Annotated in this window: 16 protein-coding genes and 1 tRNA gene; 16 read left to right on the top strand and 1 reads right to left on the bottom strand. The window is 28.6% G+C overall.

Annotated features, from left to right (window positions below; translation table 4 throughout):
* The first annotated feature begins 15 nt into the window (after window positions 1-15).
* The 5 genes from MAGA_RS03845 (at window position 16) to MAGA_RS03825 (ending at window position 5,356) form a co-directional block, all read left to right on the top strand.
* A complete protein-coding gene (locus MAGA_RS03845) occupies window positions 16-1,065 on the top strand; it encodes a membrane protein (protein ID WP_013022290.1) in 1,050 nt (349 codons plus the stop codon).
* A gap of 28 nt (window positions 1,066-1,093) precedes the next feature.
* Complete coding sequence (locus MAGA_RS03840) at window positions 1,094-1,717, top strand: ribonuclease HII (RefSeq protein ID WP_013022289.1); 624 nt, start codon at window positions 1,094-1,096, stop codon at window positions 1,715-1,717.
* Window positions 1,718-1,988: 271 nt separating this feature from the next.
* Complete coding sequence (locus MAGA_RS03835) at window positions 1,989-2,288, top strand: amino acid--tRNA ligase-related protein (RefSeq protein WP_013022288.1); 300 nt, start codon at window positions 1,989-1,991, stop codon at window positions 2,286-2,288.
* 141 nt (window positions 2,289-2,429) lie between these two features.
* Window positions 2,430-4,094, top strand: a complete 1,665-nt coding sequence (locus tag MAGA_RS03830; protein WP_042509412.1) for a hypothetical protein — start codon at window positions 2,430-2,432, stop codon at window positions 4,092-4,094.
* Entirely contained in the window at window positions 4,076-5,356 is a 1,281-nt protein-coding gene (locus MAGA_RS03825) for an MFS transporter (RefSeq protein WP_013022286.1), read from the top strand. Before MAGA_RS03830 ends, MAGA_RS03825 begins: the two co-directional genes overlap by 19 nt.
* 141 nt (window positions 5,357-5,497) lie before the next feature.
* Here the strand turns inward: MAGA_RS03825 and MAGA_RS03820 are convergent, their stop codons facing one another.
* Window positions 5,498-6,622: a site-specific DNA-methyltransferase gene (locus MAGA_RS03820; RefSeq protein ID WP_013022285.1), complete on the bottom strand. Its 1,125-nt coding sequence runs from the start codon at window positions 6,620-6,622 to the stop codon at window positions 5,498-5,500.
* A gap of 151 nt (window positions 6,623-6,773) precedes the next feature.
* Between MAGA_RS03820 and MAGA_RS03815 the strand changes: the two genes are divergently transcribed.
* From MAGA_RS03815 to MAGA_RS03765, 11 genes are all read left to right on the top strand, one after another.
* Window positions 6,774-6,849: transfer RNA gene (locus MAGA_RS03815), tRNA-His, on the top strand.
* A 48-nt stretch (window positions 6,850-6,897) separates the two neighbouring features.
* A complete protein-coding gene (locus tag MAGA_RS03810) occupies window positions 6,898-7,278 on the top strand; it encodes a YigZ family protein (RefSeq protein ID WP_042509411.1) in 381 nt (126 codons plus the stop codon).
* 2 nt (window positions 7,279-7,280) lie between these two features.
* Complete coding sequence (locus tag MAGA_RS03805; RefSeq protein ID WP_013022283.1) at window positions 7,281-7,853, top strand: dephospho-CoA kinase; 573 nt, start codon at window positions 7,281-7,283, stop codon at window positions 7,851-7,853.
* Window positions 7,854-7,902: 49 nt separating this feature from the next.
* Complete coding sequence (locus MAGA_RS03800; RefSeq protein WP_013022282.1) at window positions 7,903-8,907, top strand: DnaD domain protein; 1,005 nt, start codon at window positions 7,903-7,905, stop codon at window positions 8,905-8,907.
* An 8-nt stretch (window positions 8,908-8,915) separates the two neighbouring features.
* Window positions 8,916-9,815, top strand: a complete 900-nt coding sequence (locus tag MAGA_RS03795; RefSeq protein ID WP_013022281.1) for an ATP-binding protein — start codon at window positions 8,916-8,918, stop codon at window positions 9,813-9,815.
* Between the two features lie 43 nt (window positions 9,816-9,858).
* A complete protein-coding gene (gene rlmD / locus MAGA_RS03790) occupies window positions 9,859-11,199 on the top strand; it encodes a 23S rRNA (uracil(1939)-C(5))-methyltransferase RlmD (protein ID WP_013022280.1) in 1,341 nt (446 codons plus the stop codon).
* Between the two features lie 31 nt (window positions 11,200-11,230).
* Window positions 11,231-12,154, top strand: a complete 924-nt coding sequence (locus tag MAGA_RS03785) for an alpha/beta fold hydrolase (protein ID WP_013022279.1) — start codon at window positions 11,231-11,233, stop codon at window positions 12,152-12,154.
* Window position 12,155: 1 nt separating this feature from the next.
* Window positions 12,156-13,061 carry an HpyAIV family type II restriction enzyme gene (locus tag MAGA_RS03780; RefSeq protein WP_013022278.1) on the top strand — a complete coding sequence of 302 codons (906 nt, stop codon included), beginning with the start codon at window positions 12,156-12,158 and terminating at the stop codon, window positions 13,059-13,061.
* Window positions 13,062-13,175: 114 nt separating this feature from the next.
* Complete coding sequence (nadE, locus tag MAGA_RS03775) at window positions 13,176-13,988, top strand: NAD(+) synthase (RefSeq protein WP_013022277.1); 813 nt, start codon at window positions 13,176-13,178, stop codon at window positions 13,986-13,988.
* A gap of 2 nt (window positions 13,989-13,990) precedes the next feature.
* The gene (locus MAGA_RS03770; RefSeq protein WP_013022276.1) at window positions 13,991-14,728 is read left to right on the top strand and encodes a YebC/PmpR family DNA-binding transcriptional regulator; all 738 of its coding nucleotides are present in this window, start codon (window positions 13,991-13,993) and stop codon (window positions 14,726-14,728) included.
* A 2-nt stretch (window positions 14,729-14,730) separates the two neighbouring features.
* Window positions 14,731-15,738: a ZIP family metal transporter gene (locus MAGA_RS03765; protein WP_013022275.1), complete on the top strand. Its 1,008-nt coding sequence runs from the start codon at window positions 14,731-14,733 to the stop codon at window positions 15,736-15,738.
* Window positions 15,739-15,804 lie beyond the last annotated feature (66 nt).

The raw sequence follows: 15,804 nt of genomic DNA, 5'->3' as shown, positions 1-15,804 counted from the left end.
TCCTTAAGGAGAAATATGTTTAATAACCACTTCAGATTTGAAGCATCTTTTGAAGGATTATGAAAGCACGAAAAGAAAACTTTTCGTCCTATTTTCATATCAACTTTTGTTTCATTCATTATATTAATTCTTTATTTTATAGTAACTGCATCACTTGATCTTGCTTATATAAATGTCGCTAATGAAATTTTTGATAAAAGCCCTGACAAAAATTTCTCACCTGAATATTTAAAGAATATGCACATGTTTTGGATAATATTTAAATATGTAGCTTCTGCTGGAATTTTAGTGTCTACTATTTTAATGTTTCTATCTGTTTTACAAGGTTATAAGAAAAAAAACTTTTCAAAAATTTATTCTTGACCGCTAACAATATATTTCATAATTTTGTTTGTTAATATATGAAATTCAGTATCAGCAATTATTCAAGGTAGAGGTATAAATTCTACTGGTGACGTTGCATTTAGTAACTATATCTTGGTAAGAATGATCTTAACTATATTATTTACAATAATTTTAGCTGTTGCATACTTTGTATTTGTTAGAAAATATATGTTTATTAAGATCGCATATATAAATGTGCAAAGATATGAAGAAGCCAAAAAACAACTTGATGCAAATCCTGAGCTTAAAGAGCTAGTGGAAAACATTCAAGCTGCTTTTGGTGGTAAATTGGAGTCAAAACCTAGTGATTATTCTGCTGAAGGAACTGAAGAATCAGTTGATTCAGAACCTGAAAAAATGGACAAGGACGATGAAGTGGATCCAGCTAAGTTAGCTAGAGAAAAGAATTATAAAAAGCTTATGGACTTGCCAAATGAAAAGCTTTATGAGGCAGCTCAAAAACTATATATTTCAGGCTACCAAAGTATGGAAAAAGCAACATTGGCTAACTTAATATTAGATATTTTAGAGCAACAAGAAGCCAAGAAGCGTGCTGAAAATTCATCTAGCAAAAATGATGAAAAAGCAAATAAATCAGGCTCTAATGGAGAAATAGTTGAGGCAGAGGCTAGAGATATTCCAGAAGATAGTATAAGAGAAAAGAAGGATGAACTTAGATAGTTCATTTTCTTTATTTTAAGGATGTAAAATGTTAGATTACGAGCTCAAAAATTTCACTGATTATAAGCTTATTGCAGGAGTTGATGAAGCAGGCAGGGGATGCTGTGCGGGGCCATTAGTTGTAGCATCTGTAATAATGCCCAAAAACTATAATAATGAAAGGATCAACGATTCAAAAAAACTTAGCGCAAAACAAAGAGATATACTATTTGACGAGATTCTAAATGTTTGCATTGATTACCATATTGTTACTTTGCCTTCTTCATATGTGGATAAATATAATCCAAAGAAAAGCTCTAAAAATGGCATGAAAATTTGTATCGATTCTTTAAATACTAAGCCTGATTTGGTTATTACTGACTTTGAAAAAATTGACGAATTAGCCATTAAACAAGTTAATTTAGTTAAAGGCGATTCTATAAGCTTTAATGTTGCATGTGCTTCCATTTTAGCTAAGGTAACAAGAGACAGATTTATGATTAAAATTGCTAATAAATACAAAGAATATGAATTTGAAAAACATAAAGGGTATTGCACAAAAAGGCATACAGAATCAATAATTCAATATGGAGCTACTCCTGAACACAGATTAACATACAAAAATGTTAAAAAAGCAATTAGTATCTATGAGCAAAGAAAGTTTTATAAGTAAATCCATACATTAATTAATTCAGATAACTAAAATATTTAATAAGCATCACATATATTGTTATATGTGATTTTTATATCTATCTGTTGTAAGTTGATAATCACTATAAAACAGTAATATTAGGAAAAAATTTTACTAATAATATTATTTTATTTGCAAATAAACTAAAATTTTCATATTTCTAATTTTCCACATATTTTTGCAGTATCTATATAACATAATAAATACACTTATAATTGATTAGTTTTAGCTTAAATGAAAGTGTGGAGAAAATATGCATCCAGGCAAAACAAATTTCGACAAATTTAGCAGTGATTTTACTAAAACAATAAATTCAAATGGCAAAAAATACCTGATGCATAAATTTAGTAATTCAATTCTATGATTAATCAATTTTCCATCTATTATTACTCCCTTTCATCAAAAGAGTTATAAAGGCATAGGTCATAATTCTAATTTGCTTATGGACATAAGTGAAACTGTTGATGTTTGAAAAAGATGCAAAACCTATAATGAAACTATTGAAGGCATTAATGGACATAAAAATAATATTAATGATTGTAGATTAATTTAGATAGAAAAAGCCAAACCATGTTTAAAACAGCAGGATTCAGCATAGGTCTTAAAAGGTTAGTATTGTTTCTTATTCATGAATCTAATATCAGGAATACTAAACTTATTCCAAGAGAAGCAGACAAGGAGATATTGCCACAGAATGGTTAAAGTAATTGAATACATTGAACAATGTTTAGACACTTTTAACAAGAGTAAAAAGTGTTCACTAAAGCTCGTATTAAAAGGAAGCTATTTGCTTTATAGTGAAAAAATTATTATAAGAAAGCCAAATGATATAGACTTTTGCTTTTTGCAAGATTCTCCATACTATCTAAGATTAGAATTCATTAATTATTTATTGTCATCATCAACTGTATCACTAATAAAGAAAGATGACAATCTAGTTATTTTATTAATAGATAATATAGCTGTTGAGTTTATATTATTTGAATCAATGGAAGAAAAGTTTACAAAGCAATATAAAAATTATAAAAACATATATGCAATTGAAGCCAAGTATGCAATAGTTCATTTAATTTGTAGTATTTCGTATTCAAGCTCTAAGTATTTTTTAAAAGACAAAACTAAAAGAATTATGCAAATTGCAAATGATTTGAATTTTATAACAACAAATTCGCCTGCTATTTTGGATTTTAACAATGACAAGCACAATATAAAAAGCTTTTTGCTATCAACTAGCTGAAATACTTTTTTTATAAACAAATATTATAAATATAAGACTTTTCTTGACTACGCTTTCAACCCACGTGATTTTCTTTCAAAAAATAACACAATTTTTAATGAAAAATCACTATATTGAATTCGAAAAACTTGAAATATTTATCAAAAATCAAAAATTCTTAAAGAAAAAAATTATTTTTTAAATGAGTTAATTATCAATAGCGAAAGCCTTGAAAATTTATTGTTAAATGGTTGAACTCATCCATCGCTGCCAGGCTTGGAAGCTAAATTTATAAAATCAGTTTTTATAAAAAATAAGATTACAAATATAAACAATAATACTTTTTTGGTGACAAAATCTTGCATAAAAAAGAGAAATGTTTTGTTTTTGGCTCATATTGATGAAATTGGTGGGTTAGTGATTAATAACGAAGCATTTTTTCAAGGCACTACTTATTGGAAAAATGGAATGTTTAATTTATATAACTTAGATAATGAATTCATTGTTGAAGTTAATGGTAATAGTATTGATAATCTTATTTATTCGCAAGAAAAGAATAGAAAAATCAATAGGCCACAAATAAATTTGAATATCTTGGATAAAGATCTAGATTCTGAATTAGGCCAAATACTGCCTGCTACAAAGACAAAAGTGTCTGAAATTGACATAACAGCCCGTAATCATGATAATAGATTATCTGTGTTATTGTTGAATCACCTACTAAATGACCTTGACATTAATATAAATATATGCTTGAGCACTAAAGAAGAAATACTATTAAGAGGCATTCGTGATATTAAGGTTCAAAAGTATTTAGGAAAATTCAAAAACATAATAAATTTTGAAGTATCTGAATCTGATTTTTGAGACAGTGAAAACATACTAATTAGAGTTGCTGACACTTTTACAAATGTAAATAAAAAATTACTTAGCAAGGTTACAAAAATTTGCAATGATTATGCAATTCCATACAAACTATATTTTGGTTCAGGATCAACATATGCTACCGAAATAAGAAATACTGATGCAATAACAATTGCTATACCTGCAAACTCTATACATTCAATGAACTCTACTGTTATTGTAAAAAACATCTATTACACTTTAATGCTAGGAGTTTTGTTATGACGAAATTTAAAGTAAACAATCTAAAATACACAAGTTCGTTGACATTGTCCTTAATTGGATCAGAAGCATTCAAATTAGGTTCATCCATATTTATATTTAAGTTCACTGGCAACCTTTGACTTGTAACATTTTTGTATCTATTAATTCAGCTTCCATCAATAATAGTTTACTTATTTAGCTCTAAAATAGTAAGAAAAGTCAAAAGCGACAAGTTTATACTACTAGTTTGTGATTTATTAAGTTTTACTATATTAATCCCGCCATTAATAACATTTATCATATTAAACAAAGACGATAGTAACAAAGACTTGAAGACCACTTTATCCATAATTTTAATAACTTTTAGCACTATATTAGGTTTTATTCATTCATTTAGATTTATTTTTCTAAAAAACATAATTTACTTTATTGCTGATAATAATGATCAGATGCAAAAGTTTAATGCATCTAACTCCTTAGCAACTTCATTAGGTTTTTTTGCTTCGACAATCTTATCATTCTTTTTATTTAAGAATCTAAGTTTTTATTGACTAATAACAATGAATATGATTACTTACTTAGTTTCTGGAATTTTGTATTACTCCTTAAAAGTAAATAAAGAAGCAACTATATTTAGTAAGCCAACATTGACTGACAGTGCTGAAAATAAACAAATGAAGTCAAATCTTGTTAAGTCATGAATGTTTGTTTTATCTGGATCGCTTCTTATAGGAATATTCCTATTTCCAAATACATCGGGGCTTTCGCGGTATTTTAATAGTTTTGGAAACTCTGAATACAAAATTGACAACTGAGGCTTTTACTTTTCTATAATTTTTACAACTTTTTCACTATTAGGCGTTATTATTGTTTATTTTTTTCAATCAAAAATTAAAAAAAGCAAGCCACTGTTTATAACATTAATTTCGGTATTAGGAACCCTAAATTTTGTTTGACTATTTTTTATGAATTCAGAAGCAAAAGTAAACTTAATATCATATGCTTCTATAATTGCCTTGCAGCAATTTGCTTATTCGTTATTTATTCCTATTTATTATTCAACATCATATGAACTTTTTAGTAAAAATCATTTCCACAAGCAAAATGGAATAGCTATAGTATTTAGAACTTTATTATCATCAATGATTAGTGTGTTATTTACTTTAATATCAACTAAAGCAGGATATTTGTATACATACTTGTTCTACTCATTAATCGTTTTCACCTGTGCCATAGGCATTTTGGTATCATCCTTAACATACAAGAGAAGCAAAAATCAAAACATAGAACAGGCATAAGTATTATTTAATGAGTATTTGTAGTATTAAAAGACAGCGTGTTGACTGTCTTTTAATTTTGCTTAGTTAGCAAGAATCATTTTTCCTATTAAAAAAGCCTATATGGCTAATTTATAGCACTTTTGGACAAACAATTATTCCTTAGTTAGCTTTTTTTGATAAATATTCTCTATATAAATTTCTAATTTCGTCAATTGAAACAATCCTATTATCGCGCATAACATGTCAGTAGTTAAATCCATTTACTCTAGATGCTTTTTTATTCAATAATAATGCAGCTTTTGAATGAATATCGTGAACTTCTTCATTATCGTCAGTTAATTTGCCATCAGAATTTAAATAAACATTTTTGTGATTAATGTTTTTTAAATAAAACTGTTCACCAAGATGTAAAAAATTATCATTAATCATGTCCTTTAAGTCTACTTTTAAGGGTTTTATGTCAAAAGTTGCTAACTCAATATCACCTATTTTTTCCTTGGTTTTTTCTATTCTATTTGCGCCATAATGACAATATTTTTCATCTTGCTCTATCATTATGTATTTTCTGCCTGTTTGTTTGGCTATTTTGCCGGTTGTCATAGTGCCAGCAAAAGGATCTAAAACTATATCATTAATTTTGGAGTTAATATTAATTATTTTATAAAGAAGTTCTTCAGGCTTTTGTGTGCTATGGAGTTTTAAGCCTTCATTATCCTTTAGGCGTTCACTACCATTAACAACTGAAATTGACCAAACACTACCTAGTTGTTTGCGGTTTCCTTTATTATAGTCTGCAACATTAATATTTAATTCTTTGGCTGTTTTATAGTTAAACGTGTATTTTGACTTTTGATTCTTAGTTGCTCAAATTAAAGTTTCATGACTGTTTTGGAGCCTAGTTCCCTTAAAATTTGGCGTAGGATTAGTTTTATGTCATATAACATCATTTATAATTCAAAATCCTAAATCTTGCATCAGCCCACCTATTGTGTAAATGCATTGCATCCCGCCGATAACTCAAAAAGAGCCATTAGGTTTCAAGACTCTATGACACTCACTTAATCATTTTTTAGTAAACTGTACATAATCATCATTAGAATCAAATTTGTCTCATTCATCTTCAACGCCATTAAATTTTGTACCTTCAACTCTGAATAAGGTTTTGCTTGTTCTCATTCAATATGGTGGATCAGCAAAAATTAAATCTATGCTGTTATCAGGAATTTTTTTCAAAGCTTCAATGCAATCTGCATTAATAATTACATTAGTTTTGACCTTATTCATTTTATTTACCAAGCTTTCTTTATTTAAGGTATAGAGTACAGATCTTGAAAGACAAAATCACTATTCTAATTTTATATTTATTAATAAATTTAAATGTTAAAAGCTTTATAAAAATAGGTTTTAGTTTATAATTGTTTTACAAATTAAAATGGCGGATGTGGTGAAGCGGTTAACACAGCGGGTTGTGGTCCCGTCATGCGAGGGTTCGAATCCCTTCATCCGCCCCATTTTTTTTATACCTTTTTTGCCCATATTTAATATAGTAGAATTTTAGTATGTATATTGCTGTGAGTGAGTATGAAATTAAAAAGTCTAAGTTTATAGGCTGTGTTTTTGATATTAGTTCAAAAGAAGATGTCAAAAAATATGAACTTATGCTTAGAAAAGAGCATAAAAAAAGCACGCATATTTGCCATGCATACTCATTTTATAGCACTCAAAGTCATAATTTAGGATTTAGTGATGATGGTGAACCAAGTGGTACAGCTGGAAGACCAATTGCTCGAGCTATTGAATTAAAAAAGCTTGGAAACGTTGTCGTATTTGTCATACGATATTATGGTGGAATTAAGTTAGGTGGTGGCGGACTAATAAGAGCCTATAATAAGTGTGCTAATATGGCAATTGATGAATATATTAAAGTTAAAAGAGGCTAAAAATGATAGCAATAATTGGAAAAATTGGAGTTGGGAAAACCACATTTAGTAAAAAGCTCATTGAGCGCGGTTTTTCAGTATTTAATTGCGATGAATTTGTCCAAAAAAGCTATCAAAAAGGCAACGAAGGCTATGAAGCTATAAAGAATCAAATAGGTGATTTTTTATGTGATGAAAATGGGGTTTCTAAAGACAAAATAAAGTCATGATTTTCCCAAAATCCTTATAATATTGACCTTTTGGAAAAGGCAATTTTTCCAATAGTTGGTAAAGCCATAAAAATGGGGAAATTTGATTTCGTAGAAATACCAAAATTAATTGGAAAAAATTATGATTTTAGCAAACTTTTTGATATTATTTTATGCCTCGAAACGCCAGAGAAAAATAGGGGTAAAAATATGACTAAACGGGGTGTGGATAACTTCACAAAAATGGCAATAAGTGAAAAAAATGCCCCAAAATTGATGAAAAATGCTATTTTTGGTCAAATTCCAATTGTTAATATCTTTGCCAATAACTTGTGTGATGACGCATTATTTGAATTAATTTTGACAATACTATTTGCAAATAGTTAAAATACATTTAGAAGATTATTTTTATTAATATTTGCAAGGAGTTTTAAGTATGTTAAAAACACTACAATATCCATATTTTACTATTCAAAACTCGTTGCAAATTAGCAGCACAGATCTTAAAAATCTGCGTAAGTTTTATGCGCCTATTTTGTGCAGTGAATCTATACTGCTTTATGAGTACTTAAGAGACCTAACACACATTGATTCTAATGAATATGGCATATTTGATTTTGAGAGCTTGACTTATTTATTAAATATGGATATAAAAACCTTAAATAAGGCTAGAATTATGCTTGAATCAGTTGCTCTTTTGTCTACTTTAATAGACGAGTTTAATCGCAAAACTGTTTTTGTTTTAGAAAAGCCGTTAGACAGCTCTGGTTTTAGAAAAAATTTGCTGTTGGCTAATAAATTAATCAAGACAATGGGCAAGCAAAATTTTGAAAGGTTAATGGGCAAAGAAAAAAATATTTTTCTTTCAAAAGCTAAATATTTATTGGATGCATCAGCAAAGTTTGATGAGGTTTTTGCACCAGATCAGGCAGCAGAAAATGAAAGGGACCTAAATGATCCTGCACTATCATATGAATTAGATTCATCAGATGTAAGCACAAAAGAAATCAATTTGTTTATTCAAGAAAAGCTTGATTTAAACACTTTTGAATATCCTAATCCTTATGAGGCTATTTTAAAGACAGATTCAAGATTTTTCTTTTCACAAGTTTCAGGACAAATTCCAACTGAAAGCATAGTTAATTTAATTAAGTTTTCTAAAAATAATAATTTAAGTGATTCATGTATTAATTTAGTTTTTTATTATGCTTATGATGTTAATGGTAGAATTAACTATACTTATGTTAAGAAAATCATTACTGATTTAATAAACAAAAAAATGTTTTCTTTTGCACAAGTGGAAAAACACTTAGACAACTTGCAAGGATTCAAAAATAAAGGCACTATATCTAAAAAAGAATTGTATAAGGCAACTTACTTAAAATCAATAACAATGCATAAAGATGCATATGAAAGTGCTGAATCCTTAATTGAAGATTAGGAGAATGAATGAAAGATCGTGATTGAATTAACAACCTTGAAGGTCTTGTTGATGGAAGTTATGACGAGATTGAAGCTAAGGTTATGAATTTAATTAAATCTAATCCTAAAATCGTCAAATGTATTGAGCAGTTAAATATCACTGATAGCGAGTTAAAAGACAATTTAATTGAGTTTTTAAATATTAAAGAATCGCTAGATAATAGTGATATATATCCTTGAGTTTATAATGTTATGCGTAAAAATGGTGCACTGGTTATAAAAAGGTCAGCCGCAAAAAATAATTATGCAAAAAATATAACAAGAAAGCTGAATATCATTTTAACTGAAGTTAGTGTAACTAATCCTGATTATAAACTCTCAAAATTTCATATACCTGCAAGCAGACGCAAGGAACTTATAACCAAAATTAATTATGTAAGAAATATACTTGAAAAAAGAAAACCTTTAGAAAACAACCAAAATATTTATATTTATGGCTCAAACGGCACAGGCAAAACTTATATTGCTAATGCTATGGTCAACAGTTTTGCTTCTAGAGGTATTTCGTCAGCTTATATAAAGCTCAATGATCTTTTTAATTATTTGAAGAAGAAAATGTCAAATAGTATTTCATTGAATGAAATAAAGAGCTCACTCAAAAATGTGTCCTTGCTTGTGATTGATGATTTAGGTTTTGAAAAGCATAATGAGTGATTCAAATATGATTTTGTTTACGAAATTTTGCAACAAAGAAATGCCAACAATAAATTTACAGTTTTATGTTCCTTGCTTAAGCCAGAAGATTTAGCTAGTTACTACAGGCATATTGAAACAAATCCTAGTTTTTCTTTTAAAGTGGAGTCATTAATTCATGAAATTTTGCAACATTTTACTCCTTACAACATTGATTCGAATCCTTTAATTTAAGCTATATGCTTATTAAAGGATTTTTATTTAATAAAATTGAATTATGAAGCTTCAAAATAATATTGTCGTAAAAAATGTAACTGCTGTGGATCATTCCTATGAAGGACTAGGCACAGTTAAAATTGATGATTATCCTATTTTTGTTGAAAATTTATTACCTGGTGAAATAGCTGATATTTTGATTAAAAAAGCAAATTCCAAATTTGCTTTCGCTAAAGTTATCAAAAGATACAATGAGTCAACAAAAAGAATTAAGGTTGTAAATGAGAAGCTAATGGAAAGTGGTTCAGCACCACTTGCAAATATTTCATATAGTAATCAGTTAGAGTTTAAAGAGAATTTTGTTAAGCAATTATTTAAGAGAAATATTCACTACACTGACATATTGCCAATATTAAAAAGCGACTATGAATGAAGGTATAGAAACAAATTATTACTGTTTACTAAAAATGTCCAAAACACCATTAAAATAGGGTTATACGAAAAAAATAGTCACAATTTAATTGAGCAGGATTCATATGACTTGGTTTCTAACGAAGCTGAAAATGTTTTAATTTGGCTTAGCAAAAACATTAACAAATATGATTGTTTTAAAAATGTTAAAAATGCGCTGACCGGCATCACTTTAAGAGAAAGCTATGCGAATAAAAACATAATGCTTTATTTTACTACATCAAAAGCATTTGATTTATCGAAACAATTTGTTAATGATATCGCAAAAGAATTTGATCATATAGAAACCATTATGGTTATTGTTAATGATAAAGTTGTTTATTCATATTTAAGCGAAAAGCCCTATTTAATAGACAAAATAGGCAAATTTAGCTTTAAATATAATTGAAATAGTTTCTTTCAAATTAATTCGAATCAAACAGAAAAGCTTTATTCACTTTTATTAGATAATCTAAATTTAGATAAAAGCAAAGTGGTCTTGGATGCATATTGTGGCATTGGCACAATATCATTATTTTTAGCTCAAAAGGCTAAAAAAGTTTATGGGCTAGAAATAGTAAAAGAAGCTGTTATAAATGCTAAGGAAAATGCGTTGGATAATAGCATTCATAATACTGAATTTATTTCTGGTGACGTTATTAAAACAATTGATTCAATAAATGAAAAGATTGATACAGTAGTAGTTGATCCGCCAAGAAGTGGACTAAGTAGTGAATTTTTGAATAAAATAATAGATATAAAGCCTGAAGAAATAGGCTATATAAGTTGTAATCCACACACAATGTGCAGAGACATTGATCAGTTAATTAAAGCAGGATATGAATTAAGTTTTTTAAGACCTTGCGATATGTTTAGTCAAACTTATCATATTGAGATGGTAGCTGTACTTAAGCTAAAAGATACAAAAAGAACTATAAAACAGGATCACTAGTCAATTTTACTGATTAATAAAGGAGATATTTATGAGAATTAATTATGTAAATTTTAAAGATCAAAAGATGCCTGTGTATTCAAAAAATAATAAATATGACACAACTATTTTATTTTTGCATGGCTTAAATTCAAACAGTTCATTCATTGATAATTTGCTTGAATATGACAATAAGTTTAATATTGTTTCAGTTAACTTTCCTGGTAGTAAATATGCTCCTGATATTGATCCTGAAGACATTATTTTAGATGATTGGATTGAGCTGGCTAAGGCTGTTTTAAAGGGCATTAAGTCAAAACACATTCACATTTTAGCCCACTCAATGGCTGGTGGTGTTGCTGTTGAATTAGCTAAAGATCCAAGAGTTGAAAAAGTTTTTATGCTAGCAACTATTAATCCTACTATGACAGAAAATAAGTCATATAAATTGCTTCACAATGTAATTGGGCCACAGACTGGTAAACCTTCAATGTTTGGTAAATTGTTTGTTTGAGGTGCTAAATTTTTCAAAAAAGGTAAGAGATTAATTGATTCATTTAGTAGAAAAGGTAAATGATATAACCTACTAGATAAATATATTTTGCAACCTTCATTTATGGAAAAATTGGATAAACAATATAGAGAAGTGGCTAAAAAATTAATATTTATTATTGGCGACAAAGATTCAATTATTGGCACTGATAATTTTATAAATTATGCAAATGAATTAAATTGTCCGGCTGTGAAAATTGGTGAAACTCATTCACCAATAAAGGTAGCAGGCAAGCAAATGAGTAATTTCTTAAATATGTTAGTTATATCCAAAAAAGTGCACTGACCATTTAATAAATTTATTACATTTAGTAAAAATATAATAAATGTTGGTGTTTCAAATGATGCCGATGATGAAGATGCAGTTGAAGAAATCTTAGATCAATTAAATAAAAATGGCGAGATAGAATTGGAAAAACAATAATATGAATTATGAACAATTTGAACAAGACTTAAAATTTAGTTTGCTAAATAATAATGCTAAGAAGTTAATTTACAAATTAGCTGAAGCACCTTATAGATTTATTTCATTTTTAAGTCCTTTAAACTTTAAAACAAAATTAGAGCAGTCCTTTTATAGAAGCCAAGAGAACAAATATTACAAATTTTTATCTAATTGTTCAGTGAACATTTTTTCCGAATCACGCTATGAAATAGCCGAAAACAGTGTTTCAGTAACTAAATTTAGTGCTGATAATCCTGATGAACAAATAATTGAGAGTGCAAGATTTACTTTTGCTTTTAAAGATGAAGACAATAAAAAATATTACTTCATAAAACAAAGAAAAAGAGATGTTTTTTCTGCTAATGAAGCAATTAAAGTTTGAGACAAATTTAAAAATGATGTTGAGTTAGCAAAGCAAAGTTTTGCTGATTATAAAATAATAGGAATTTTATGATTTGTTGATTCAGAATTCAGAAATAACCAGCAGTACTATAATTCAGGCTCATTGGTTGAAGATGATTTAGATATAAGCATAAGTGCTAAGTATGGCTTTGAGTTATTTAAAGACTTTGAATTGCATGAAAAATGAATTGAAATAGAGCTGCACTTAGATAAATTCAAGAGGCAAAATTACACTGATTTTTTAGAGTTTCCTAATTTAGATAAAGATCCTGAAGCACTAGAAGCTTTAATTGAATTAAGCGATTCCGCTTGAGAAAAGCTAAATTCACCAACGCCAGTTTATATGGCAATAAGAAGCGCAATTTTTAATGAAGCTGATGAAAATTCGAATCTATTTAAAGCTCTCAAACTTAGAGACATAAAAGCAAATATGATCGATGAAGATGAACTAAAATTAGCACTTATGAAGCTGCAATCTAAATAACTTCTTGCATCAGCAAGATTTTTATTTGCTAAATAATACAAAGCTTAAATTTACTTAGATATTAATATAGTAAAATAATAAGGAATTATTTATATATTTGCAACGGCGGTTGTCATGAATAAGAGAATTGGATTAAGAGTTGATAACAATTTCAATTCTCCTTTTGATAATGAAAAAGTAAAGATTTATACTGAATATTTAGTTTCATGAATCAAAAGAAGAGTGAAAAGAGCAAAAGCAAAAGGATGTGTAGTTGGCATATCGGGCGGAATTGATAGTGCTTTAGTTGCATCATTGTGTGCAAAAGCTTTCCCGAATAATACTTTAGGCTTAGTGATGCCAATCGATTCTATGAATCATGATCTTGAGGACATAAGCAAGTTAGAAAGAGCAATTAATTTAAAATTTAAAACAGTTTTATTAGACAAATCATTTGATGAAGTTAAAAAATCATTAAATAATGATGTAGATAACTTGCTTTCGATTAGCAATATTAAGCCACGTTTAAGAATGATTGCCCTATATGCATATGCACAACAAAATAATTATTTAGTTATGGGCACTGATAATCAAGATGAGTATTTTATAGGCTATTTCACCAAACATGGTGATGGCGGAGTTGATTTATTGCCTATTTCAAAATTACTTAAGTCTGAAGTTAGAATGATGGCTAAATATTTAAATATGCCTGAGAGCATCATAAATAAAAAGCCTTCAGCAGGTTTATGAGAAGGGCAAAGTGATGAGGATGAGTTAGGTTTTACTTATCATGAATTAGATAGCTATTTGCTTGATGATAAAGCTGATATAAGATTAAATTCTGTTGCAAAAATTGAAAGAATGCATAAATATAGTATGCACAAAAGAAACAAGGCAGGTATGCCACTTTCAATCGATGAAGTTTTAAAAAGAAAAAGAAAGGAATAAATATGGCAGGACATTCACACTGAGCAGGAATAAAACATAAAAAAGGCGCAAATGATGCTGCTAGAGGCAAAATTTTCCAAAAAATGTTTAAGGAAATATATGTAGCAGCAACTGGACCAGGCGGCACTGATCCTAGTTCTAATCCTGCATTAAGATTAGCAATTTCTAAAGCCAAAGCAAAAAGTATGCCTAAAGCTAATATTGAAAGAGCTTTAGACAAAGCAAAAGGTAATGCTAAAGATGGAGCAGTTTTTACTGAAATTACTTACAATGCAACAATTAGTGGCGGTGCAACATTTTTAGTTATTACTTTAAGTGATAATGTAAACAGAACAACAAGCAATATTCAATCATACTTTAATAAACAAAATGCAAAGTTAGGTAAAACAGGCACTATACCATTTCAATTTGATCATAAAGGGATAATGGAAATTAGCAAAAGCTTAGTTGACGAAGAGTCCTTAACTATAGTATGTTTGGAAAATGGTGCTGAAGATATTGAAGCTACTGATCAATCATTTATTATTACAACTTCAGTAGAAGATTTTTCAACTTGCAAGAGTGCTATTGAAAGCAATTTAAACATCACTGAATTTATGCAATGTGAAATTACTTATTTGCCTAATGCAACAGTTACATTCACTGGTGAAAAAGCTCAAAAAATTCAAGATTTTATTGCTAAATTAGAAGACGATGATGATGTTCAGGAAGTATTTCATAACATTGAATTTGAAGAATAAAAATGACTAAATTTTGAAATGTTTTATATTCATCTCTTGGCTATAATCAACCTTTAGCAATTTTTATTGCAATTTTAGTTGTATTTGTTTTAATTGCAATTATTCCCTTTTTAGTTAACTTGATTTTTGCTTTTACTAAGGAAAAATTAAACAGCAGGGGCACTGTGCTTTTGTATGCTTTTATGTGTGGATTTTTCCTTACAATGGCTACTTTTGGATTTTTAAAAGAGTCACTTGAAATTAGCTCAATTAATACAAGCGCGATTTTAAATAGTGACTTTAAAATTTATGGCTGAAACATTTTAGTTGTCGTAGGTGGCTTAATTATAGGCATAGGCTTTGCAGCGCTAGTTAGACAATTGGTTAAAAAATCAATTAATAGCAAAATTGCAACTGATAAATCAGCTAGATTATTTTTGCACTCGCATGACATCGGGCATGATCATAGTGATATGGATCATCACGAGCATGAAATTGCGCCTTCGCATGATATTCAAATCTCAAGCAATGCACAAAGCAAGCCTGCTTATAAATTAGTTGCTATTTTACTTTTGCTTCTTCACAGAATTCCTGAAGGCTTTTTAATTGGTTTTATTATTAGCGGAATTGAAAGTAAAGGAATAACATCAACATCAGTTGCCTTTTTAATTTCATTAATACTTCATTTAATTCCTGAACAAGTACTGTTTTACTACCGTCAAAGAGAAATGGGCTGGAGCAGAGCAAAAGCATTATTTATTAGCACTCTATGTCTATTTCTTTTCTTACCTGCAATGCTTTTAGGCGGTTATTTAGGAAAACATATTTACAGTATATGACAATTAAGAGCAATGGTGCAATCATTTATTGCAGGCATATTTATTTTTATTAGTATCTTAGAGTTCTTGCCAGAGTTTTATCACGCTCATCATGATAAAAAGCTATTTTTCTGAACAATATTTGTGTTTATGGTTGGAATAATATTCTGTGCTTTTGTGCTAGCATTTCATAAACATGGGCAAGGAATATAGTTTTTAGAGCCAAAAAAGTTTGTTAGATTACATTGATTTATACATATCTCTTGGAGATATGTTTTT

The sequence above is a fragment of the Mycoplasmopsis agalactiae genome, from assembly GCF_000089865.1.
GTDB lineage: Bacteria > Bacillota_I > Bacilli_A > Mycoplasmatales > Metamycoplasmataceae > Mycoplasmopsis > Mycoplasmopsis agalactiae_B.
Note: the sequence above shows the minus strand (reverse complement) of the source record. Positions and strands in the feature narration are given on the sequence as shown.